At 50.8% G+C, this 23,843-nt stretch carries 20 protein-coding genes; 11 read left to right on the top strand and 9 right to left on the bottom strand.

The genetic code is table 11. The annotated features are described in order from the left end of the window. Window positions 1–74: 74 nt before the first annotated feature. A complete protein-coding gene (gene acs, locus ACM6IO_RS27260) occupies window positions 75–2,030 on the bottom strand; it encodes an acetate--CoA ligase (protein WP_008034880.1) in 1,956 nt (651 codons plus the stop codon). Window positions 2,031–2,497: 467 nt separating this feature from the next. Here acs and ACM6IO_RS27255 point away from each other — a divergent pair, with 467 nt between their 5' ends. The 3 genes from ACM6IO_RS27255 to ACM6IO_RS27245 all read left to right on the top strand — a co-directional run bounded on the left by ACM6IO_RS27255 (window position 2,498) and on the right by ACM6IO_RS27245 (window position 5,094). Then, window positions 2,498–2,761 carry a DUF2790 domain-containing protein gene (locus ACM6IO_RS27255; RefSeq protein ID WP_008034878.1) on the top strand — a complete coding sequence of 88 codons (264 nt, stop codon included), beginning with the start codon at window positions 2,498–2,500 and terminating at the stop codon, window positions 2,759–2,761. 251 nt (window positions 2,762–3,012) lie between these two features. Beyond that, window positions 3,013–3,327, top strand: a complete 315-nt coding sequence (locus ACM6IO_RS27250; RefSeq protein WP_414912584.1) for a hypothetical protein — start codon at window positions 3,013–3,015, stop codon at window positions 3,325–3,327. 516 nt (window positions 3,328–3,843) lie between these two features. Next, entirely contained in the window at window positions 3,844–5,094 is a 1,251-nt protein-coding gene (locus ACM6IO_RS27245) for a ribonucleotide-diphosphate reductase subunit beta (RefSeq protein ID WP_008034875.1), read from the top strand. Between the two features lie 146 nt (window positions 5,095–5,240). Here the strand turns inward: ACM6IO_RS27245 and ACM6IO_RS27240 are convergent, their stop codons facing one another. Continuing rightward, window positions 5,241–6,884 carry a DNA cytosine methyltransferase gene (locus tag ACM6IO_RS27240; protein ID WP_414912583.1) on the bottom strand — a complete coding sequence of 548 codons (1,644 nt, stop codon included), beginning with the start codon at window positions 6,882–6,884 and terminating at the stop codon, window positions 5,241–5,243. Window positions 6,885–6,897: 13 nt separating this feature from the next. On the opposite strand from ACM6IO_RS27240, the gene ACM6IO_RS27235 reads away from it, so the two are divergent. After that, entirely contained in the window at window positions 6,898–7,353 is a 456-nt protein-coding gene (locus tag ACM6IO_RS27235) for a very short patch repair endonuclease (RefSeq protein ID WP_414912582.1), read from the top strand. A gap of 51 nt (window positions 7,354–7,404) precedes the next feature. On the opposite strand, the gene ACM6IO_RS27230 is transcribed toward ACM6IO_RS27235, so the two are convergent. The 4 genes from ACM6IO_RS27230 to ACM6IO_RS27215 are packed head-to-tail and all read right to left on the bottom strand — an operon-like array spanning window position 7,405 to window position 14,649. Next, entirely contained in the window at window positions 7,405–9,468 is a 2,064-nt protein-coding gene (locus tag ACM6IO_RS27230) for an AIPR family protein (protein WP_414912581.1), read from the bottom strand. Beyond that, window positions 9,461–10,429, bottom strand: coding sequence for a PD-(D/E)XK motif protein (locus ACM6IO_RS27225; RefSeq protein ID WP_414912580.1), 969 nt, complete (start codon window positions 10,427–10,429; stop codon window positions 9,461–9,463). Before ACM6IO_RS27225 ends, ACM6IO_RS27230 begins: the two co-directional genes overlap by 8 nt. Beyond that, complete coding sequence (locus tag ACM6IO_RS27220) at window positions 10,419–13,175, bottom strand: Z1 domain-containing protein (RefSeq protein ID WP_414912579.1); 2,757 nt, start codon at window positions 13,173–13,175, stop codon at window positions 10,419–10,421. Before ACM6IO_RS27220 ends, ACM6IO_RS27225 begins: the two co-directional genes overlap by 11 nt. Continuing rightward, on the bottom strand, window positions 13,165–14,649 hold the full coding sequence (locus ACM6IO_RS27215; protein WP_414912578.1) for an ATP-binding protein: 1,485 nt from the start codon (window positions 14,647–14,649) through the stop codon (window positions 13,165–13,167). The genes ACM6IO_RS27220 and ACM6IO_RS27215 overlap by 11 nt, the downstream gene beginning before the upstream one ends. Window positions 14,650–15,260: 611 nt before the next feature. Between ACM6IO_RS27215 and ACM6IO_RS27210 the strand changes: the two genes are divergently transcribed. From ACM6IO_RS27210 to ACM6IO_RS27195, 4 genes are all read left to right on the top strand, one after another. Then, entirely contained in the window at window positions 15,261–16,829 is a 1,569-nt protein-coding gene (locus ACM6IO_RS27210; protein WP_414912577.1) for an HNH endonuclease family protein, read from the top strand. 488 nt (window positions 16,830–17,317) lie between these two features. Continuing rightward, window positions 17,318–17,827 carry a Bro-N domain-containing protein gene (locus ACM6IO_RS27205; protein ID WP_414912576.1) on the top strand — a complete coding sequence of 170 codons (510 nt, stop codon included), beginning with the start codon at window positions 17,318–17,320 and terminating at the stop codon, window positions 17,825–17,827. A gap of 430 nt (window positions 17,828–18,257) precedes the next feature. Continuing rightward, entirely contained in the window at window positions 18,258–19,436 is a 1,179-nt protein-coding gene (locus ACM6IO_RS27200) for a colicin E3/pyocin S6 family cytotoxin (protein ID WP_414912575.1), read from the top strand. Further along, window positions 19,433–19,660: a hypothetical protein gene (locus ACM6IO_RS27195; protein WP_414912574.1), complete on the top strand. Its 228-nt coding sequence runs from the start codon at window positions 19,433–19,435 to the stop codon at window positions 19,658–19,660. Before ACM6IO_RS27200 ends, ACM6IO_RS27195 begins: the two co-directional genes overlap by 4 nt. A 151-nt stretch (window positions 19,661–19,811) precedes the next feature. On the opposite strand, the gene ACM6IO_RS27190 is transcribed toward ACM6IO_RS27195, so the two are convergent. Continuing rightward, complete coding sequence (locus ACM6IO_RS27190) at window positions 19,812–20,183, bottom strand: type II toxin-antitoxin system VapC family toxin (protein WP_259331681.1); 372 nt, start codon at window positions 20,181–20,183, stop codon at window positions 19,812–19,814. 11 nt (window positions 20,184–20,194) lie between these two features. Beyond that, window positions 20,195–20,440, bottom strand: coding sequence for a type II toxin-antitoxin system Phd/YefM family antitoxin (locus ACM6IO_RS27185; protein ID WP_414912573.1), 246 nt, complete (start codon window positions 20,438–20,440; stop codon window positions 20,195–20,197). A gap of 285 nt (window positions 20,441–20,725) precedes the next feature. On the opposite strand from ACM6IO_RS27185, the gene ACM6IO_RS27180 reads away from it, so the two are divergent. Beyond that, window positions 20,726–21,715, top strand: a complete 990-nt coding sequence (locus tag ACM6IO_RS27180; RefSeq protein ID WP_414912572.1) for a hypothetical protein — start codon at window positions 20,726–20,728, stop codon at window positions 21,713–21,715. A gap of 6 nt (window positions 21,716–21,721) precedes the next feature. Here the strand turns inward: ACM6IO_RS27180 and ACM6IO_RS27175 are convergent, their stop codons facing one another. Then, on the bottom strand, window positions 21,722–22,537 hold the full coding sequence (locus ACM6IO_RS27175; protein ID WP_414912571.1) for a sulfite exporter TauE/SafE family protein: 816 nt from the start codon (window positions 22,535–22,537) through the stop codon (window positions 21,722–21,724). A 112-nt stretch (window positions 22,538–22,649) separates the two neighbouring features. Here ACM6IO_RS27175 and ACM6IO_RS27170 point away from each other — a divergent pair, with 112 nt between their 5' ends. Continuing rightward, window positions 22,650–23,417 carry an AraC family transcriptional regulator gene (locus ACM6IO_RS27170; RefSeq protein WP_414912570.1) on the top strand — a complete coding sequence of 256 codons (768 nt, stop codon included), beginning with the start codon at window positions 22,650–22,652 and terminating at the stop codon, window positions 23,415–23,417. A 93-nt stretch (window positions 23,418–23,510) separates the two neighbouring features. Then, window positions 23,511–23,828, top strand: coding sequence for a hypothetical protein (locus ACM6IO_RS27165; RefSeq protein WP_008038506.1), 318 nt, complete (start codon window positions 23,511–23,513; stop codon window positions 23,826–23,828). Window positions 23,829–23,843 lie beyond the last annotated feature (15 nt).

Genomic DNA, 23,843 nt, shown 5'->3' with positions numbered 1-23,843 from the left:
CACAAAACCTTCAGGCAATAAAAAGCCCCACCAGACTCAACACCTGGCAGGGCTTCGATAACGCCAAACGCTACTTACGCAACATTCATCGTCTTGTGCGTATCAATCAAATGCTGCACCACACCCGGATCGGCCAGGGTCGAAATATCCCCCAACCCATCATATTCAGCGGTCGCAATCTTGCGCAGAATCCGGCGCATGATCTTGCCCGAACGCGTCTTCGGCAGCCCCGGCGCCCACTGGATCACATCCGGCGAAGCAATCGGGCCGATCTCTTTACGCACCCAGTTCTTCAGTTCCAGACGCAATTGCTCGCTGGTCTCTTCACCAGCGATCAACGTGACGTAGACATAAATGCCCTGCCCCTTGATGTCGTGCGGCACACCGACCACGGCTGCTTCAGCGACTTTCGGGTGCGCAACCATCGCGCTCTCGATCTCGGCGGTACCCATGCGGTGGCCGGACACGTTGAGCACGTCGTCCACACGGCCGGTGATCCAGTAGTAACCGTCCTCGTCACGACGCGCACCGTCACCGGTGAAGTACATGCCGCGGAAGGTCTTGAAGTAGGTGTCGACGAAACGGTCATGGTCGCCATACAGCGTGCGCGCCTGGCCTGGCCACGAATCGAGAATCACCAGGTTGCCCTCGGCGACGCCTTCGATGATGTTGCCCAGGTTGTCCACCAGCGCCGGCACCACGCCGAAGAACGGACGTGCAGCCGAACCAGGCTTCAGTGCGTGAGCGCCTGGCAACGGGCTCATCATGTTGCCGCCGGTTTCGGTCTGCCACCAGGTATCGACGATCGGGCAACGGGATTGACCGACGTTCTTGTAGTACCAGTCCCACGCTTCCGGGTTGATCGGCTCACCGACCGAACCCAGCAGACGCAAGCTGCTGCCGTCAGCACCTTCAACAGCCGCCTTGCCCGACGCCATCATCGCGCGGATAGCGGTCGGCGCGGTGTAGAGGATGTTGACCTTGTGCTTGTCGACGATCTTCGCCACCCGGGTGATGTCCGGGTAGTTCGGCACGCCTTCAAACAGCAACGTGGTCGCGCCGTTGGCCAGCGGGCCGTAGACGATGTAGCTGTGGCCGGTGACCCAGCCGACGTCGGCGGTGCACCAGTAGATTTCGCCCGGGCGGTAGTCGAACACGCGCTCATGGGTCATGGCCGCGTACAGCAAATAGCCGCCGGTGGTGTGCTGCACGCCCTTCGGCTTGCCGGTGGAACCGGAGGTGTAAAGGATGAACAGCGCTTCTTCGGCGCCCATCTCTTTCGGCGCGCAAACACTGCCCGCCACTTTCATCAGGTCTTCAAACCAGATGTCGCGATGCTGGTTCCACTTGATGTCGCCACCGGTGCGCTTGCACACGATGACTTTCTGGATGCTGCTGGTTTCCGGGTTGGTCAGCGCGTCGTCGACGTTGGACTTGAGCGGGATTTTCTTGCCGGCACGAATGCCTTCGTCAGCGGTGATCACCACTTTCGAGCGGCAGTCGATGATGCGACCGGCCAGGGCTTCCGGCGAGAAACCACCGAACACCACCGAGTGAATCGCGCCGATCCGGGTGCAGGCCAGCATGGCGACCACGGCTTCGGGGATCATCGGCATATAGATAGTCACCACGTCGCCGCGGTGCACATCCTGGCCGCGCAAGGCGTTGGCGAACTTGCAGACTTGTTCGTGCAGCTCGCGGTAGGTGATGTTGCGGCTTTCGGAAGGGTCATCCCCTTCCCAAATGATCGCGACTTGATCGCCGCGCTCGGCCAGATGACGGTCGAGGCAGTTGTAGGAAACGTTCAGGGTGCCGTCGGCGAACCATTTGATGTCGACATGGTGATCGTCGAAGGACGTCTGCTTCACCGTGGTGAAAGGCTTGATCCAGTCGAGGCGCTTGGCTTGCTCGCGCCAGAAACCGTCAGGGTTGACGACCGACTGCTGGTACATGGCTTTGTAGGTTGCCTCGTCGGTCAGCGTGTTGGCCGCTACCTCGGGACGAACGGGATACAGAGAAGCCGCACTCATCTTTCTTACCTCGGTGGAATAGTTGTTTTTGTATGGCCCTGTTGTAGCCCGGGCCGGGCCTATAGAACCATTCGACGATGGTAGTAACAAGCCCCTACAAATTATCGTGATAAGCCCCCACAGATACACGCGCCCCCCCTGTAGGAGCCGGCTTGCTGGCGATCATGACGACTCGGTTTATCAGATACGCCGCTATCGCCAGCAAGCCGGCTCCTACAAGGTGATGATCGTTCCGCCAACAGGTTATCCGGTGATTGTTACGAAATCTGTCAAAGGTGTTTATCAAAACCCCACCTATATGAATGCCACCCCCACGCCTAAAATCCACCTCGCCAACAAGGCAAACCCTGATTAACCAAGTTGCAGCCCCCACGAAGGCAGTTAATCAAAAACCCGGTAACCAAGTTCCACACGCAACCCCAAAAAGGTTGCGTGACCCCACTCGACCTCTAAAAGGTAAAACCGAAATGAAAGCTTTATTAGTTCTGGCCCTCTCCAGCCTGTGCGCAACCGCCATGGCAGACGAGGTCCCGACTGATGTCGCCCAGCAACAACCGGTCATCGAGGAATACACTTACTCCACTCACCTCGATATCGCCAAAGTTGTCTCCATGAGTGAAATCCCCAATGTGTGCGAAGTTGTCCCCATGAAAATGGAATACGACGACTCCAAAGGCCAACGCCACATCCTGCGCTACAGCATCATGGGTAACGGCTGCTCCAACGGCTGATCACCCGCACTCCCCTAAACGGTTTGACCCAATGCCCGATCATCACACCGACCTGTAGGAGCCAGCTTGCTGCGGGCGGCGTTCCGACGATAGCAGTCGACGCAATGTTCCAGGCAGTCAAAGCGCCGAACCGTATAGATCGATTTATACGATAGTTTTAAGCATTTATTTGCGCTTTTTAATCGAATCCATCGGCGTAGTATGAATTCCACACCAAGGCACACAACGCCAACGAATCTGGAGCAACGACCATGAAAACCAAACTGATCCTCGCCCTGACCCTGTCTGTACTGGCCGCCAACACCTTCGCCGCCGACGGTTACGACCGCACAGGTTCTGCCACTTTCACCACCGAAGCCGCTGTCGCTTCTGACGGTTACGACCACACCGGCTCGGCCAAAGTCGCCGCCGATGGTGCCGATCACGTCGGTACAGGCAAACTCGCTTCCGATGGCTTCGATCACACCGGCGCCGCCAAAGTCGCTGCCGATGGTGCCGACCATGTCGGTGCAGGCAAACTCGCCGCTGATGGCGCAGACCACGTCGGTGCCGCTCGCCTGAGCTGATCATCGAGCGTGACTGACAGCCCGACTTCGGTCGGGCTTAGTTGTGTCTGAGGCCAGCGAAAACCGACTCAAAACACAAGATGTAGTGAAAAACCCGATTTTTTGTCTATTTTTTGAACAAAAAAGTAGCACGTCAAAATTTAAGAAAAAAAATCTGCACCCGCGATCTCCAGCCAAAGCCCTGTAAACCCTCGCTCCGACCGAAAAACCCTCCTTCTCGACCGCTCCATGCGCGGATTCGCCCCACCACGGCTGCAAAAATTTCCCTATAATGCCGCCTTAAACGGGCCTGCAATATTCCCTTACAGGGAAGACAGCCAGTCCGAAGCCCAGGCCGACGTCGTCAACGACTGCAGCGCCATCAGCGGCTCTCGGAACCCCGTACAAAATTATGTTTATTTGCCTGCGTGTACCGCTGCAAAAAACGCTATCAAACGCGGCCAGACCGGTCGTGTGAAAAACCAACCAATCAGTTTTCACACGGGCATCTGGCCCTCACGCAGGAGACGACACGTCATGCTGAGCTGGGACGAATTCGACAAAGAAGACAGCGGCGAGACCGTGGTAAAAGGCGCCAACGCCGGCCACGCGACTGAAGCAAACATGGACCGCCTCGACACCGCCGGTGGTGTTGCCGCTCAAGAAGCTCGCGCTGTAACCGCGTCCGACTCCGCCGCCATCGCTCGCGCCAAGGCAGCCCTCGACAACCTCGACATCGCCGAAGGCCTCGCCGAACTCGAAGGCGCCTCCGCCCGTGTCGCCGTTGACGAAAAGCGCATGATCAACTGCCGCGCCGACCTCAACCAACTCGTACCGTTCAAGTACGACTGGGCCTGGCAAAAGTATCTGGACGGTTGCGCAAACCACTGGATGCCGCAAGAAGTCAACATGACCGCCGACATCGCCCTCTGGAAAGACCCGGAAGGCCTGACCGACGACGAGCGCCGCATCGTCATGCGCAACCTCGGCTTTTTCTCCACCGCCGACTCCCTGGTTGCCAACAACCTGGTCCTGGCCGTGTACCGCCTGATCACCAACCCGGAATGCCGCCAGTACATCCTGCGCCAGGCTTTCGAAGAAGCGATCCACACCCACGCCTACCAGTACTGCATCGAATCGCTGGCCATGGATGAAGGCGAAATCTTCAACATGTACCACGAGATCCCATCGGTCGCGAAAAAAGCCACCTGGGGCCTGAAATACACCCGTTCGATCTCCGATCCGAAGTTCGAAACCGGCACCGTCGAAACCGACAAAGAACTGCTGCGCAACCTGATCGCCTACTACTGCGTCCTGGAAGGCATCTTCTTCTACTGCGGCTTCACCCAGATCCTCTCCATGGGCCGCCGCAACAAAATGACCGGCGTCGCCGAGCAGTTCCAGTACATCCTGCGCGACGAATCCATGCACCTGAACTTCGGCATCGACGTGATCAACCAGATCAAAATCGAAAACCCGCACTTGTGGGATGCTGAAATGAAGGAAGAGGCTTCGCAGATGATTCTGCAAGGCACTCAGCTTGAGATCGAATATGCGCGTGACACCATGCCTCGCGGCGTGTTGGGCATGAATGCGGCGATGATGGAGGACTATCTGAAGTTCATCGCTAACCGTCGCTTGTCGCAGATTGGTTTGAAGGAAGAGTATCCGGGGACGACTAACCCGTTCCCTTGGATGAGCGAGATTATGGACTTGAAGAAAGAGAAGAATTTCTTTGAGACTCGGGTTATTGAGTATCAGACTGGTGGGGCGTTGAGCTGGGATTGATTTCTAGCCCCCTATTATTCTGAGGTAAATACTGAAAAGCCCTGAGCGCGTAATGCGCTCAGGGCTTTTTATTGTCGGGAGACTATTTGACCGCGTTCCTCGCTAGCTCCCCCCAACAAAATGGCACGTACAACCTTTAATATTTGTTAAGCAGACACTGCGATCTTTTTACTAATTGTCTTCTTACATATCACGTCAAAGACCACCGAAGCGATTTTACTAGCCAACAAAGGAGGAACAGCATTTCCTACCTGGTGAAATTGCTGAGTTCTGTTCCCCTGAAAGAAGTAGTTGTCAGGGAATGTTTGAAGCCGGGCAGCTTCACGCACGGTCAGACTACGGCACTGTTTGGGGTCATAGTGGATAAAATAATGCCCATCCTTGGAGATATGGCTAGTGATTGTTCTGGAGGGATGGTTTTCCACCTGAACTCTAAACCTGTCACTGAACTTCCCGCTTTCCCAGTTTTTGTGTGCTGGTGCAAGTCCGGAAAGATGAAACTCTTGGTGGCCCTTAGGTGATGTTCCATGGGCGCGGGCAAATACGCTCGCAAACATATATCTGCGTAAGTCGGAAGGCATGTGACCACGCGCATCATGGTTCAACCAATAATCTAATCGGCCATCTAGGTACCAATCATCTAAAGCGGGAATATCCGTTTTTCCGTCGCCTTTGGTACGAGTGATCCGAAGTGCACCGACATCGACCGGAGCACTCATTAAGCCACTCCTGACGATATCCATTTCGGAAGCCAATTTCGGATCAACCCTGTTGTCGAGTTCCGCTCGCATCTCGTCTAGTTGAGTCGCTACCTCTTGGTACCAGGCTTCATTCCCATCAAGCTGCTTGGTCAACCGACTGCGCAGCATAGGTAGATTTCCCAATACCTGCTTGACAGTTATATATCCGTCTACCTCAGGCAACCAGGCATGCGAAGGAATGTTCCCCTCTTCATCTAGCGCTATGCCCAAAAGAATGACGCGATGCCTCGCCTGCGGAATCCCATGCTCCTCAGCCCTGATGATAAATCCACGGGGATCAAGCTGTTCAATATCTCCATCAGGTCCATAAGACTGTCCCGTCACCAACGAGCAGATGCGGTATCGAGTGCCAGACTTCGACTCGCCGAGTGCCTTATGGGGATCTGACAAATCCTTGAGGATCTGAGAGAAGATTTTCTCACCACCAATCTTGGAGGAAAGAATACCCTTAACATTTTCCATCACAAAAACTGTCGGCTGCCGCTCCTTGATAATTCGTAGATACTCTTTGTAGAGGAAATGACGGTGATCATTCTCAGCATTGTAATTTGCCTTACCTTGGTTACGAGCGCGCCCCACGATAGAGTAGGCCTGACAAGGAGGCCCGCCAATTAATACCCAGGGCCTGCCTCTATCGAGACGAAGATCTAAGATCTCATCGAGTTCTTTATCGCCCTCTTCGCTGCCCAACGTTATGCGTCGAGCCTCGCGATCCGCCTCGATCCACTGGACTTCGCTTTCGTTTGAAAAAGGCTTGTCCGTAACGCCGTTACAGTAGTTGTAATAGTCATCCAGCCGAGCTGGATTCTTCAGCTTGAGTAGCCTGTAGAAAGCCCTCAGTTTCAATGTCTCGCGTGCGACGGGATCCATCTCGGCGGAAACTACGGTCTCGAACCGATTCCCCCCCCCTGACGAGGCGAAACCTTCTCCCAGCCCTCCCGGACCAGCAAAAAGATCGACAATTTGGATTGGCTCAGGGAGAGCCATATCAGTTTCGAAAGCTGTATCTTGCTTAAGTGGCAAGGTCATTTGGGGTTCAGTCATGGACATAGTTAGCAAAGAAGTCAGGTCTCGCATGATGGCTGGCATCCGTGGCAGTAATACGTCCCCAGAAATGAAGCTTCGGAAGCTGCTGCATCGGCATGGTTTCAGATATCGCCTGCACCTACGGAACCTCCCAGGAAAACCCGATATCGTGCTACCTCGATATCGAGTTTGCATTTTGGTACAAGGCTGCTTTTGGCACAGGCATCCTGGCTGTAGATTTACCACCGATCCAAAGACACACGAGGATTTTTGGAGGACAAAATTCGACAAAAATGTACAGCGCGACCTAAAAAATAGGGATGAGTTACTCAAACAAGGTTGGCGGGTTTTCGAGCTTTGGGAATGTGGTATACGCGGTCCGGAAACCAAAATGAACTGGTTGCTGGAGGCGATCGTTGATTGTAATCAAAAATACGTCTCCTGGCCCGTCTTCCCTTACCCACCAGCTTGATCTGACCTCCGATCACTGGTGCGCCAAATACCACCTAAAATTCGATTCGTGTCAATAATGAATCTCCAAGCGCTCCAGCAACTGTTTCAATGCATTTTTTTCACCTTTTGACAGCATCAATCGCCCAGCGGCAATCTTGCTCAACGCACTCATACTCATGGGAGATGCCGCATCGCAGAGCTTTGCCTCACGAATGATATCGTTCACCCGAGGCGCTAGCCCCAAAATTGCAACTTCAAAATCGATCTCAGAATTACGAACAGAATCACGAGCACCAACGCGGGCTTCACTTTTGTAGTCTTGAAACGAAATTCCATACTGAGTGATGACTTCATCTGGTTGCCCCACACAACCTTTCACACATCGCACCCAGCAGAATTCTTTTTTTGCGAACTCCGAAATATTTCTTACATTTTCAGGAGGTGATTTAAGAATCTTGGCTACTCGGCGAGCCTCGCCCAACATCCAACTCATAAGTGGCTCTGATACACTTTGATCACGCCAAATACGGTCAAGATCAATTTGGAGATCCTGCTCTCGAAAACCTTCTGCGCAGGCCGCAATTGTATAGGTGACAATTTGTGCTTTGTATCCTCGATCAGACTTATACCATTCAGATTTTTGCACTTCGCTATCAAGCTGAATAAATAGAAACGCCTTGGCCATAGCACGACGGAACCAAGTATCAGTCAATGCTGACCCATCTCCCAATGAAGCAAGCACCATTGTTGTGTATCTATTAAAACACTTCTGGGCGCCCTCACTTACGAAGTGCGGCCGCCCATCGAAGGTTAATTCATATTTCGCCAGATCAGTTTTAGTAACAAGTTGACTTTTTGGATACATCACCTCCAACTTACGACGCTCGGATTGACTCCTGTAAGAAAATAGATTTTTATATTGCCCCCTAGCTCGCTCATAAAACCATTTACTACTGTGGAGCTCACCAGCGCGCTGTGGAACTGACACTTCTTTAGAGAAACGCTCAATCTTAATTTGTACTGGGCTATTAGACGCTAGGTCGGCTAATGAAACCTTGTTCTGCGTATTAGCGAACTCGGAAATACGAGGAACTACCTGTGAAAGTCTGTCTTCATCAACAACGGATAGTTTAACTTGCACATACACATGATCAAGACTCCTACCCAATCCGTCTCTCGCATACAGCAATGAAGCCGTAGTTTGCCCGCCGTTTACTATTTGAAAGTCTTTAACATGAGAAATAGCTAAAGCTCCTCCTTCCAAACGTCTTGTCCGTACGCTCGACGCAGTAGCAGTCAATCCATTATTATAGGCAAAAAACATGCCAGGCTCTTCAGATATAGTTCTCAAAATGCCTCGATTTACGCCAGTTTTAGCCTGAAGATAAGTTCTAACATTTTGCTCTAGCAGACGATTTCCAAACGTGGCAAAAACTTTAGCCAAAGCTGCTCCTGAAATAGCAAAAAGATAACTTTGATAACTAACATTATCGATTGATGCTGACAAACACTCAATAGCACCATCAAAATCCTCATCAAAATCTATTTCAACAGACTCGCCTCCAGTGGAGGATATTTTGGAATAGCGCTCAAGATCTAAAACATTGGTATGGAGAGTAACCAAGCCTATATTTTTTGATTCAAAAATGCTCTTTCTGACACGGAGGTGACCGTTAGTGAACAAAACCACTCGCAGCCGTCTTATTCGACTTTTGTATTGTTGAATTAGTATCGCCAACTGGTAGGCAGGACTTGTCTCCTCTAAGCTTTCTAAAAACTTTTGGTGCATCGCGGCGTTAAAAAAACGTTCAACACCTTCAACAGCTCGATCAACATCCTTGCTATTTACCGACGTCAGTTCTGCCCCTTGCCGATAATCGCAAACCGCAAGATATAAGTCACCTGCCTCAATATACTCATCACCAAGTAGATCAAATGCATATCCGTCTACGCGATAACCTCCCAAACCCTCTTTGAGAACTGGGCAATACTCCATGTCCGGAGTGTCGCCATTTTCAGCAGAAATAGACGAATAAATTCTAAAAAACTCAGTTACTTGCAGTTCGTGATCAACTAGACTGCCCACCCGGATCTCTTCTCGCAACTCCAAATATTCTGAGTCAAGATCAATCATTAATAAGGTCCTCCAAATCTTCCTGACTGATCCTAAAATCCTTTACAGCACCACAGTCAATCTTATAACTAACGCAACTAATCCCATCAGAAACGTTATTAGGTGTTAAACGAGGAAACGTCTCTCCTACGCGATAGACCATTAACTCATCTAAAACAAAATTTTCTTCCACATATGTAGCGTCATGATCATACCCCACAAACATTAACTTTCGGCGAAAGTCCAAAAGCGCGGAATGCGGACGAACAAGCTTAGCATCTATCCTATCAATCAAGGACTTCAGACTTAACCCTTCCTCCGCCACAGAAAACCGGTGTAGAGCGACAAAAATATTACCATCGTCTCCATCCAACTGACTAAGAGATGAAACTCTAAGTGCGGCACTTTGAGTTGAGAGTTGTGCCTTGACCTCGATTCGCACACCATTTAATCCTATATCGCTGCTATCTCCATCCGGACCTCGCCAACCACTCAGTATGACCGAAAAATCTATTCCTGAGCGATCCATTAGCCAAGTCAACATGCAAAGTTCACCAAGCAAACCTAACCGCTCTTCGAATGACATTCCATGTGATTTACGGCGGCGTAAAAGTTCCGCCCACCGACTGAGCCTCACGATAAACACGTCAACTGCCAGTAATGAGCTTTTGGCCCTAGATGATGATTCAGCGAGATCAGTACACATTATAGAGAACAAGTCTTTCAAGGCATGATCGGTAAGCCTTAATGTAAGCCCGTGAGTGTCGCCTTCTGACTTTAGATAAACCAGAATATTCTCAAATACTGGCATTTCAATTTTTGAAATGTTCAAAGCAGAAAATTCAAGGGTAAATTCTCGCTCGCAAGTTGTAGAAAAGCCGAGAAACAAGTCGAGTAGATGGTCGGGAAAGACTCGAAACCGGCCAGCACCGTGACCTATATCAGATATTTCTTCCCACTTATTGGCGAAGTCATTCTTCATCAGTTAGTTCCTCATCGCTTTGGGTTTCATCTAACTGTTTTTGTATAATTTCAGCCAAGCGTTTTGATATGGCATATTCACGGGGAACGGGCACGACAGAGGTGTCAGGAAATGCCAAGCTGATAGTAACTACTGGCTTTCCACCTTCAAACTTCAGCTTTGATCTTTCTGCTTTGTCAGATAAATTAAAGTCAAAAACATGGATCAGAAGCAGCGGCCGGGCTCTAGACAATAGATAACGCTTTTCTGCACTGAGGTCAGGAAACTGCTCTAATAACGCTTCTGCTTGCTCCTTAAGCCCCTCTCGCTCACCGTACTGGAGATCATTGGGACCTGCATCAGCAACGACGTTCTTAGCCGTTATCTTGACGACATCTGCGTCTTCAGACTTTAAAGCCCCAGAGTAACGTTGTCGACAAAATCGCGTCGAGGACTCTTCGAGAGCCAGCGGAAATTGTAGACTTTGTTCACTAGAACCGAACCGTCTGAATGGAATTGCAATATCCCAAAAGGCGAGTTCTCCAGTTGCGCGATCCACAATATAGTCAAGAGCCAAGCTGCTCTCTATACTGCCCAACGCGAACTCTAGTTGTGGGAGTTCAAATTGTCGAAGTAAGTCCTGAACCAGCAATACACTAACCCCACTCCAAACATAAGCACTCTCGTCTTTAACCCTCTTCTCCGCTCCGTTCGACTCAAGCAATTCAACTATTGATTTCACTGCGGAAAAATTCTTGTTATTAATTGATTCGTCATTAAAAATTTCGTATGCCTGCAAATGTTTTGCAGATAAGTCGACGGCCATCAGAAGAGGCTTGGCTGCGCGCATTTTGTTAGCAGCGGTAATTGCTATACCCGTACGACTTTCGCGAACCTTAAGACCAAATGCATTAGGTGTGATGCCCATCCGCTCCATCCGAATCAAATCATCACGCAGCTCTTCAACTGCCTCACTGACCTCCCGAAAGTCTCCTAACATTGCAGAAGTAGCGTGAATTCTACATAGATGCTCATAACCTGGACGATAACCAAACCAACGACCCATTTGGAGGAGGGTATCGGCGGCACCTACATTTCTTAAAACATAAGAAATACCCAGCCCTTCTAAAGTCAGCCCGCGAGCCAGAGCCAAACCGCCCACGGCAATTATATGCATTCCTGTCTCAGGTGCTTTGGTGTAATCCAATCCACCACCGCGCATATTGACAAGTCGTACTTCAACCGGGGCGATCGCACGTTTTAGTACCCTTAGCACGTCATCCCATTGAAAGCCCCCGTGCGCTGAATATTCTTTCTGCCAGACCTCGTGTACCCTTATTAACAGCTTTGATTTATCCCAAGAAGCAGTAGTCGCCCATGCATCGACTGAATCCTTTAAGTCCTGAAGCAGGAGATAAACTTCATCGTGCACGCGCCTCTGGATAGCGTTGAATCTACTTACATTCACTAACATTGACGAATGCTTATGCCCCTCTCCGGACAGTGTCCTTAGGGCACGAAATATGGCGTATTCAAGTACAGCATCCTCCAAACTTCCCGGCAGTCTCTCTAAGTTAAATCCTGGCTTATGCGATATTGGAAGTAAATCATTGTAGTCGCTTGGTATTTCGCGAACGCAAACTTTTGAAAACTCCCCCCCCTCAGAAAATAATTTCTCAGCACCAATGTAATTTCCTGGAGGCTCGAGAGACTTTATGAAATGTTCCGGAAACAAATCATTATTTTGCATCTCATCGACCGTATCAGGGTCAATGAATATATTCGCGAAAGGTGTCGCGGTATATCCGACATAGGAATAACGTCTAGAACATGAGAGCAGCTCTCGTATTCTTGCATTGATCCTTGTCGTGGCGGTGGGATCCTTTGCAGTATTAATTGAAGCATTATCTGCTTCATCGTCAATCAACAGCATTGGACCTTCTAGCTGCCCCTCTTGGCGCAATCCTCGTAACCAATCTGCGAGGCGACCCAGTACACTTTCATTTTTCTTTGTAACAAAGAGAATTGGATCTGCAAAATTCCCCTCTGTTGCACCTACCCCTCGTGCGATTTTCACACTGAAATCAGCACCTTGAGTAGTTCCACAAAAAGGATGCCGAACCTCGGATGTTTCTCCCTCAACTCCTTTAAACACGTGGGAAACGGGATAAATTTCTGAGACAAATGAGTCCCCGAGGGAAGATTTCCCAACGAAAGATTGATCTAGCCTGATTTGAGTTTGATATCGAAGTGAATTAGTAAGCCCCGCAAGTACTATTATAATTCGATACCCCGCATCAGCAGCCTTTGCAATTAATGCAGAGTAATTAGTCGTCTTACCCGACTGCACATGTCCCATGACTAATCCGCGTCTTCTCCAAGAGGCATCATCTTGAGGATCCCCCAAGTACCCCATTATCTCATCAGTTACTTTGTTCACAGAACCGACAACTTGAACAGGTAAAATTGAGTGATCAAGCCAATACTTTTGAAGCCTCCTCCAGAAATAAAAATTAGTTTCACCCATTCTGTCGGGATACCATTCATCGAAATCTGTTTTCAAAGCATGGCCAGTCCCCTGCTCAGTTCCATAGATAGTTTCCAAGTGTCTAACAAGACGGTTTGCTAAGTCATCATCAAGGATCTTAGAAATCGCCGAACTTTCTTTTACGTGACTATCCAAATACCCCTTTGGTACCGGAAAATGTCCTTGTATCTTCTTATCGATCTCTACACGAAGAAAACTCAAAGCAGCGTCAAAATCCATTTTTCATACCCCACTTATTTACAGTATTGTTGCGAACGTAACTTTCGGCGTACGGCCACTGACTAGCGAATGGTTCAATTGATCTCAAAAAGACAAGAAACCCATCAATTTCAGCATCCCCCTCGCAGTCTTGCATATAATTAATCAAACACTGATCAATTAGCGCTTCATACTCTTCTGCGGTGGTAGAGCATTGATTTATGCTTACCCCGGCAGCATCATGGAGAAATCGATCGGTTGGAAAATACACTTCCATGAGTCGTAAAACAGATTCCGCATTACCCGCAAGCTCGTCAAGCTCCAAAAGTCTCGCAACCAAAGGATGCTCCCTATTTACCCGGTAGCAAATTTGTCCGTCCTTTGAATATCGCAGCCAGACAGATTGAACATTTGGTTGATTGAGAGACACACCTTTCTTGCGATGGACCGCAACTGAGCGGTGATTGAAACGTTTTACTATTTCTTGAAGCCTACGCTTAAGCGCTACAGGTAGCTGCGCATCTGATTTATCTACCGTAATCCGCCATTCGGAATCAACCGTGTTAGGTAGATCAACCCTGATCCTTGTTAACTGGGAAAGCTTGCCATGAGGAACGAGACGGAACCATGTACCAGAAATGATAAGTCTTCGATTTCGATAAACATAAAACCCTTGGTTTCTAACCATACCCTCCGAACCGCCTAGCCGGTCTTGCTCCTCCACTGACAACTTCGAAAAATGCGGAAGCACATAAGGTTGCACACTAACTTTCGAACCATTAGCCATATCAATTATTTCGGAATTTAGTGTTTGTGTTGCGTTATGTGAAACCATAAATGGATCAATTGGTTGCAATATGGTCCCATTTATTGAAATAACAAGACGAGTGCCCACCTCGCCAGCCAAATATCGATGAAACACTAAACTTAGCCGTCTATTGGCATAGGCTATAACATGAGTTAAAGCATCGACAATGGAAGAACCGCCCCCAAGATCTATTAATCTATCAGAGTTTGTCCAAACGACCTCAGTACCGCATGGTGTTGTAATATCAATATCAAGTAAATCAAGAACATCTGCTCCTTCTAGAAGGTCCATGCCCCAATCGTCAATATCATCTATATTCCATCTTGCGGCATTAATTAGTTCTCCTTGCCAAGAAATAACAGTCAGTACCCGGGCTTGCGAAAAAGATGCAGACTTCAATCCCCAGCCAAATCTTCCTAAATCATCAGGCTCTCGGACGTCTTGAGGATTTGCGCTGGCTGGACGCATTGCAGCGATCAGAGTCTCCTTGGTCATGCCTGTGCCGTTGTCTCGAATTCTGACTGTCACATCTTCTGCCACTGGAAAAAGGCTTATGTCAATTCGAGTCGACTTTGCCTTGATACTATTATCAATGAGATCGGCGAGGGCTGCGGCCAGGTCATAATTTCCAAAGCTCCTTGCGGTAGACATCAGATCACTAGCTAAGGGGGGATTTTGTACTCTCACACTACGCTCCTGGAATCCATACCTTGCTGAGCCAATGAGAGAAATCTCCCTCCAGCCAACATTTTCCAACCGACCTTTAGCAGAATTCCCTACCGGGGTCTAACAGACATTGTTTAATCCTGCGGTCAAGCGAGAACCATAACCTTAGCAACACTCCGAGCAGAGATAAAGGCACAATGCCTTTACAGTTCAAGCTGAGCGATAGCCTTTTTCGCGATTTTCTAATCGCAGTTAAGAATAAAACAAATCAAGCAGCTCAGCTTTCAGTGGCGTCATCATGAAAACCGAGCTTTCAGCTCCTAGTAAGAGTCAGAGCTGCGTTTCGGTGCGCTCTAGTGATGTAACTGGCTAGGATACCTACGACAAGCATAGATCGCGTGACTTAAACCTCAACATATTAGTAATCATTCTTAAAAAGAATCTACTCCTAGCCCTTTGCCGATTCGTCGAAAAAAATGAGGAAGACGTGATTATGGGCCGCGCTAAAAATGGAGCTCGTAGGTCTCACGATTCGACAACACGAGACTTACAGGCTAGCGTGCATAAATCTAAAAAAAACTGTACAAGGTTAGATATTCGAATTTACATAAATTGTTAATCCGGAGGTCCTCTTGGCAATTCGCTCCAACCTCGTCAATCTAGACGCGATGATCAAACGAGAAGATTTCGCAACTCAAGACATCGAATCCACAAGCTACGAGAATGTAGCAACCATCTCGCTCAGAGATTTCACATTGGGCGGGTTAATCGGTCCTAGCCTAAGAAAACCAGACTTCCAACGTGAAACGAATCACTGGTCACCGACGCAGGTTGTGTCCTTATTGGAGTGCTTTGTAAACGGGGATCTAATTCCTTCAGTAATTCTTTGGCAATCTCCAACATATCTTTTTGTCATTGATGGAGGACATCGGCTAAGTGTTTTGAGGTCTTGGGTTGAGAATGATTATGGTGATGGTGCAACGTCACAAGCATTTTTCGGATACCAAATATCCGAAGAACAACGTCGAACAGCGGAGCAGACACGCTCATTAGTGGCGAAGACGATCGGTACTTGGGATCACTACCAAATGCGAATTGTCGATGAAAAGCTAGATACATCTGAACGCAGACGCCTCAATGCGGTAGTGTCGCGGGGACTTCCTATTCAATGGGTAAAAGGCGATGCCGACAAAGCAGAAAGCTCCTTTTTTAAAATCAACACTAAAGGCACACCTCTGGACGACATCGAGGAACTGTTACTTAGGAATCGAAACAAGCCAATATCAATGGCAGCACGGGCAATCATTCGATCAGGAAAAGGGCATCGATACTGGTCACGTTTCAAGGACGGCGTGGCTGAGGAGATCGAAGCCAAAGCAAAAAGTTTGCATACAATCCTCTTCGACCCTGAGTTTCAGCGCCCGATTAAAACTTTAGATTTACCACTTGGTGGACCAACTGGAATCAGGACTGCGCTTGAGACCTTAATTGAATTGATATTGATATCCAATAAGGACCAGCATGGTAATCCGAAGAACATTTCTTCTATGGCGGATGATGACGACGGCAGTATGACAGTACAAACCCTAAGTATGACACTCTCCCTAGTAAGACGCATTACTGGGAATGAAAATGGAAGCTTGGGTCTCCACCCTGCCGTATATTTTTATGGCCCAACAGGTCGGCACTCTGGATCACTTTTCATGGGCACGGTTGCCTTAATAGCAGCGAAGATTGCTAACAACGACAGAACTTTTTTTAAAAAATTTACAAAAATACGAAGCCAATTAGAGTCAATTCTTATAACCCAAAAAGACCTTATAGCGACCATTCTACAACGCACATCTAGCAATGGACGTACATCAAGATACACCAAACTATTAAGCAAAGTTATAGACCAATTAGCATCACAAAAAAATGTAACGGATGAAGATCTAGTTAGTTTCGCCGATTTTGATGGAAAGATATTAGTCGGAATTACGAATGAAACTACCAGATCTTTTTCAGATGATGTAAAAAGCTTAGCCTTCATTAAAACAGCTTTAGCAACAGCAATAAAATGCCCTATTTGCCAAGGATATTTGGATACTGAAAAATCGATGTCGTATGATCATATCTTGCGCGTCCGCGAGGGAGGAACCGGATCATCTTCAAATGTGCAACTGACTCACCCTTACTGCAACCAATCAGTAAAATGCTAATTATAAAATTATAATTATTGGTATGAGTAATATTCACATCAAGCCTGCGCCTTACAAAAATCAATAAAAAACAAACATCTAAGCCACTGCAAATGCTTGACAAGCATACGATTATAACGACCAATAATAAAAGGTTTTTATCAGTTGACCATATAGTGATTTCCTCTTAGGCTTTTAACTCGGCGCCTAAGAAACGCCTCAACCAGAGCGGTCCTCCGCACCCGACAGTCATGCGGCTTTTTTTCGTCTGCGGTTTCTCTACGTCTGCGAAAAATCCCCGTTATGTCGGGAGTGGGCGAATACAAGACCCGAAAGGGGAATATGTCCGGCCCGTCTCTGGTGGGTTTCTTAGCTCCCGACACCCATAACGAATGCCCTAAGAAAGCAGCCAGAGGTAAAGGAAATGCCTGACATTCCGACCTTCACGATGAAGGTGACTCGCCGTATCCGTATGTCCAATCGCGCGCTTCCGTTTCAGGAGGTTCGCCATGCCTGAACCGCTCGTTTCAACCCTCTTCCTTCGTCACGGCACCTGTCTTCGTGCCCTACTCGTGGAGAACCAGGCGTGGTTCTGTGCTCACGACCTGGGTCGATTGATGGGCAAACATCTCGACGAACGCATGTCACGCAAGCTGGATGCAGATCAGCGGCGAATGATGCTCGTGGAGGCTCAAGGTATTGCCGAAGAACGACTGATGATCAGCGAGTCCGGCGTTTATGCGTTGCTGGTTTATCACTATTGCCCGGAGTACCGGCTCCTGAGGGAATGGCTGACTCACCAAGTTGTTCCGGCGTTACGCGATGCGCGTCCATCGCGTTCAGTTGAACGGCCAACGTTGAGTGTTCTGGACTGGCCTAAGATGTCGCTCTGCATGTTGCACTGGCAGGATGAGCCGTGGATTCGGTTGCGGGACATGCCTTGCGTGTTGGCAGATGATCCGTTCAATCAGCGCGGATCGTGGTGGCGTAAGGCGTCACGAGTGCTGCGAGGGTTCTGATTGTTCATTGCCGTATAAAAATCCGCTGCTTGAGTTTCAGGCAGCGGATTTTTTGGGTGGTGTATTTAATGACGCCTTCGCGAGCAAGCTCGCTCCCACAAGAGAACTTGCTGCGGGGTCTGCTCCCGATTCAAGCAATGCCGTGGCGCTGTGTCCGAATTATCATCGACGTTGTCACCATTCAAGTGATCGGGATGAGTTCACTGCGTCACTGTTTAAGAAGGTGGAGCAGTTGAAGTTTGAGTAATTGGGCCAGGAAAACCTACGCGCACGAAGGCGCCGAGTCCTAAGGATTGCGCTGCAATCCCGATAAAAAGAGAAAATGCTTAGAGTCATTCAGGATCCGTCCTACAGCCACGATTAGCCACGTTCGTTAACGTCGCGCAGCCCCTTTTCCGGGGCTGCCGATGGATGAACGAAAGGATGATCAGTGGCTGGCAACAAGGACATTCCGCGGGTTAAGAATCCACCCTCCGGTGATGGGCATCACGTCACCTACCACTACATGACTGCCACCGAATTGGCCGAACGGGACGCCAGACAAAAAGCCTATGAGGCCATGCTGGCCAGGCAAGACGCCTTCGAACGCAGCCGTCAGATCATCGCGGAAAAGCATAGGCCCACTCAAGCTGGATGTGTCTTCGCCAAGTCCTGCAAGCTGCCGGACGCCATCATTGATTACTCAAATCCCTCAGGGATGGTGCCGACCGATAGCCTGAAAGACTACGGTGACCTGATTCTGCTGGGAGCTCGCGAAGCGGATGAATCAGGCGCAGTGCCACTGAAGAAGATCAGTGGCACTGCGATTCCCGCTGGTCTGGGCTCCCTCACCTTGGCCGGCTCGGCATTCGCCGCTGCTCCCGTGGCCGCAGCGAGCGCCGTAACAGCAACGTTGGTTGGCCTTGTTGCGCTGTTCACACCCTCAAGTCTGGGCGACAGCTCGCTTTACACCGACGACCAACTCCGTGCGCTCAAACAGGCCCGTACTCGCGTTCGCCTGCGGGTCGAGCAACAGACTGACGGCAGCCTCAAGGGATATGGTTTCTACACCGGCAAAAATCGCGATTGGGAAATGGTTGATGTCGTGCAGTTCACGTTGCGTGGCAGCCAGCAGGTTGCTGACCTGGGTGAAGGCATTGAACTGATCTGGACACCGGCCGTGGATGGTTCGGACATCCTGGGCATTCCGGCGCTGGAAGCTGCCCCGCAAGCACCGCATATCTGGGTTTACCCGCCAACGAAAGCGGCTGACAGCATCATCGTGAACCCGGTTTATCCGCCGGAGTACAAGGATTTCATTCTGGTGTTCCCGGCTGATTCGGGGGTAAGGCCGGTCTATGTCGTTGTCAGTATTTCTCATCATTACTACCCGAAGCCACATACCTTGCCGGCCTTCCCGGATGCAAAATGGGCCCTAGGCAAAACCCGCATGAAGGGCGGGGGCCTACGTCCTCGTTGGAAGGATAAAAAAGGCACGATTTACGAATGGGACTTCCAGCACGGCGCAGTGGAGAAATACAACAAACGCGGAAAACACTTGGGCGAGTTTGATCACGCATCAGGCAATCAGACAAAACCTGCAGACCCAACGAGGACGGTAGAGCCATGAAACACACGGTGATGGGTATCAATGAGGGAGACGACTTTGCTTCTTATGAGAAAGTGCTTGCGATCAAAAGCGAGGAGCTCGCTGTATTGATGGGCTGGAAGGATCAAGAGGACTACGTGTATGACTACCAATTGACGAAGGATCAAATTACAGCCATTGAAAAGGCCTGTTCGGTTTCGTTTCCATCCGATCTCATTCTTTTTTTAACCACCAGTCAAAATTGACGTGTGATGGGTTTACGGTGTTTTGAAAACAGGCAGTGCAATTCGCCCCACGTTCTGCTCGCACTAAGGGCCCGAACCCGTCATGAAACTCAGGCTCGCTCTTACGGGGGATCTGCGATGGGTTTGAAAACATCAGTATTCTGCCTCCCCCTCACAACCGTGCCGAAACCACCCGCACACCATACTGGGGAATTATCCCGTCCGCTGTGACCAACTCCAGCCCTTCCGCCTGAGCCTGTGCAATCAACATCCGATCAAACGGGTCGCGATGAATCTCCGGTAACTTGCCCGCCTGCTGTCCATGGAACAGCGAAATCGGCAGTTTGGTGAAACCCTCGTCCTCAACCAGCGCCTCAAGATCCTCTGGGGCCTCGAGCATTCCTTTGGCTTGTTTGATCGATATCTCCCAGATCGAAGCGGCACTCACCAGGACCTGATTACGCGGCTCCCCAATCATCTGTCGAGCATCTGCGCCCAGTGAGGGATCATCGGACAGCCACCACAGAAACGCATGGGTATCCAACAGCAAGCGCCTCATAGGCTGCCCTCAAATCCATCAATGATGTCTTCAGGCGTTTTGTCAAAATCCGCAGACATCCGAATCTTCCCCTTCAACCGTCCAGGCTTGCGCGCGCGGGGCGTCTCGACATGAGGAAGCAGGTCGAGATATGGCTTGCCAGCCTTGGCGATTACCACTTTGTCGCCATGCCATACACGCTCAGCAAGTTGGGAGAGTTGGGATTTTGCTTCGTGCATGTTTACTTGCACCAATTCATTCATATGGCACCTCCATAGAGTTAGCTAAGCTAGACTAAGCCGGGGATTTTCTATAAGCAAGGTGTCGAGCTGACCGTTTGTCAAAAAGCGAGCTTGCCCGTGAAGTTCGTGACCGACAACGCGTACGACCAGATGCCCAGTGGTGTTTTTGGGTTTTTCGCGAGCAAGCTTCGCTCCTACAGGGGACGGTGGGTTGCCGTTGATTTTGTGGTGTGTTTAAAAGAGTGTGTGCAACCCGCCTCGCCTCCCGCTATTAATACCCTCCCCACTCAAGGACCCGAGCCCGCCATGAAATTCGACCTCGCCTACTGCCTCAGCCTCGACGACAAGTTGTCGATCTATGACGTGCGCGATCTGAATTTCGACGAGACGATGGAGTTCGATTCCGCGAAAGAACACTTCCAATGCCCCAATGACGCCTGCAGGGCGGCCTTTGATGCGGCAAACGTACTGACGACGTTCAACGCCAAAAACGTGAATTACGTCCGCACCCCGCACTTCAAAAACACGCCCAGCACCCGGCATGTGGCGGATTGTCCTTATGTCAGTCTCAAGGCACCGGCGTCGGGTGTGGACGCGGACGGTGCGGAAACGGATGACAGTCGCGAGGAGCATTTTCCGTCGGAGTTGTTGCTGACTCGGCGTCAATATGTGCGTAAGTCGTCGAACCCGGCGGTGGCGGCGGATGTAACGCGGGACGATCCGAAACCTCTTACACCGACCAGCGATACCGAGCACCCAAGCCACGAATCAACGCCGGACAAGACCAGCGTCTTCGCCCATCCGGTGGAGTGTTTTGTGTCGAACTTCGAGGACAAGGAGCTGCTCAAGCGCGTGCCGCTGAAGATTGGCGAGCACACGGCGCCTTATGGGTCGTTCTTCAAGAAGATCGAATACCTGACGGACAACAAGGGGCTGATTTACTGGGGCAAGATCAAGGAAATCAAGGATTACACTCAGAGTTTCCGGATCGATTTCGAGCAGAAGGTCTGGTTCAAGCAAGCGGATGAGGCGAAGAAGAAGCCTTATTCGGTCAACGTTTACCTGAGCAAGAAGTTGATCGAGAACTACCGCAAGCGCAAAGCGTTTCTGGAGGAGATCAAGCACGCCATCGACAGTGAGGCGGAGTTGTATTGCTTCTTTTATGGCGTGACGCCGGAGTTGAAGCAGGTACCTAGCAAGAAAAACCCCGAGCAGACGTTCGGGGTGTTCAGCGCGAATATCGAGAACCTGGATCACTTCATTATTCGTGAGGCGCCGGGGTTGGAGGCGAAGTGACGGTGTTCAATTCAGGCACATGCTGAGCATCATCACGACCAGCAAACCGATGTACACGCGCGCATGTATCCGATCCGGAATTCGCCCAATCCAAGGTGTGGCCAATCGAATCCCCACCAACGATCCCATCGTCAAAACTGCAAACGCCAGCAGATCTACATAACCGACAAACCACGCCCCCAAATCAAAATCGCTAAACCCCGCCATCGCCATGTAAGTCACGGTCCCGGCCAATGCCACGGGCAGGCTTAGTGGATTAGCCATGGATGTTGCCTGCGACATGCTCAACCCGCATCGCCGCAACAACGGCACGGTCATGACACTGCCGCCTACGCCGAGAAACGTGGCGATGCCGCCGATTCCTACGCCGCCACCAGACACTTCCACCCTCCCCAATCGCCGTGGGATTCCATTACCTGCGTGAGTAAGAAAACCGCGTCTGAACAGGCAATCCACAATGGTCACGCCCAGGTAAGCAATGAACGCATACCGAATCACCTCACCACTCACCCACATCGCCGCCACGGCACCGACCACCGCGCCCAGCCCGATAAACCCGCCCAACGGCCACAGGTAATGGCGAATCAGATTACCGGCGCGGTGATGTTTTCCGGTGGCGACCAAGGCGTTGACGATCATCACGCAGGTCGAGGTGGCGACGGCGATGTGCATCGCCGATTGGCCGATGGGGTCGTCGGCACCGTGGCTGGCCATGAGCATGCGGTACAGCAATGGCACGACGACGAAGCCGCCGCCGAAGCCGAACAGCACGGCGGTGATGCCGGTCATGCAGCCGAAGAGTGTCAGCAGGAGGTAGAACATTGCGCGTCGTCCGTTGGTTGAGAGCGGTCGACGATAGAGCGATGTGGCTTGGCCTGCTTCAGCAAGTCAGCCAATAATGTTTGTGTTTACGCCAACTGCTGGAAGCCGCTTGATGCGCAATGTTTCGATTAATTTGCTGGATGACACGCCACGGTCGGTGGTGGCGATCGGTACGGATTATTCCTACGGGCATGTGCTGCCTAGTCATACGCATAGACGGGCGCAGTTGTTGTACGGCGCCACCGGGGTGATGCAGGTCGGCACGCATGACGGCAACTGGGTGGTGCCGCCGCAGCGGGCGGTGTGGATTCCGGCGGGGGTGGCGCATGAGGTGTTGATGCTGGGGGTGAGCACTCGCAGCTTGTACATCGAGCCGGGTGCTGTGGACTTGGGCGAGCGTTGTCAGGTGATCAGTGTTTCGCCGTTGATGCGGCATTTGCTGATGGAGGCGGTGGAGGTTCCGCTGGCGTACGACGAGGCCGGGCGCGATGGCGCGTTGATCGAGTTGCTGCTGCATGAGCTGGCGCGCAGTGCTCACTTGCCGTTGCACATTCCGCTGCCGGTGGATGCGCGGCTGCTTGGGTTGTGCCAGGGCTTCTTGCAGCGACCCGATGTTCATCAATCGCCGCAGCAATGGGCGGATCAGTTGCACATCAGTCTGCGCACGTTCAATCGGCTGTTCCGCCAGCAGACCGACCTGAGTTTCAGCCAGTGGCGCCAGCGCGCCTGCGTGGTGCTGGCGTTGGCGCGATTGGCGGTGGGTGAGCCGGTGACGCGGATTGCGCTGGATTTCGGTTATGACAGCCCGGCGGCGTTTTCGACGATGTTTCGTCGTGTGTTGGGTCAGGCGCCGTCCGTCTGGTTGGCAGGGGCGAAATAGCAGAATTCAAAAAATGAGTTTGATCCGGGCGCAAAACAACTGTACAAAAACACAGTACATTTTGAATCAGCACTCTCGAGCCCGGAGAACACCATGGCCTCTTATGCGATGAAAATCACCCTGGAACGTATCGCCCTCTTCCAATTCACCCCCGCCCATTGCGCCCAGGCCCGGGCGATGTTGGGTTGGAGCGTTGATGAGCTGTCTCGGGAGTCTGGCGTTTTGGTTGATGTGATTGAGCGATTTGAGGCCAAGCGTGAGGTGCCGGATGCTGATCGGCTGGCGTTGGCGTATCGGTTTGAGTCGCAGGGGTTGGTGTTCTTCCCGGGGTTTGCGCCGGGGCGGGGGATGAGTGTTAGAGGGACTGAGTCGAATTCGGTGGGGCGAGCGGATTTTGCGATGGTTGAGTGAGGTGTCGGCACGAGC

Source organism: Pseudomonas sp. IT-P44 (assembly GCF_949768225.1).
Lineage (GTDB): Bacteria > Pseudomonadota > Gammaproteobacteria > Pseudomonadales > Pseudomonadaceae > Aquipseudomonas > Aquipseudomonas migulae.
This window is presented reverse-complemented; position numbering and strand designations above follow the sequence as displayed.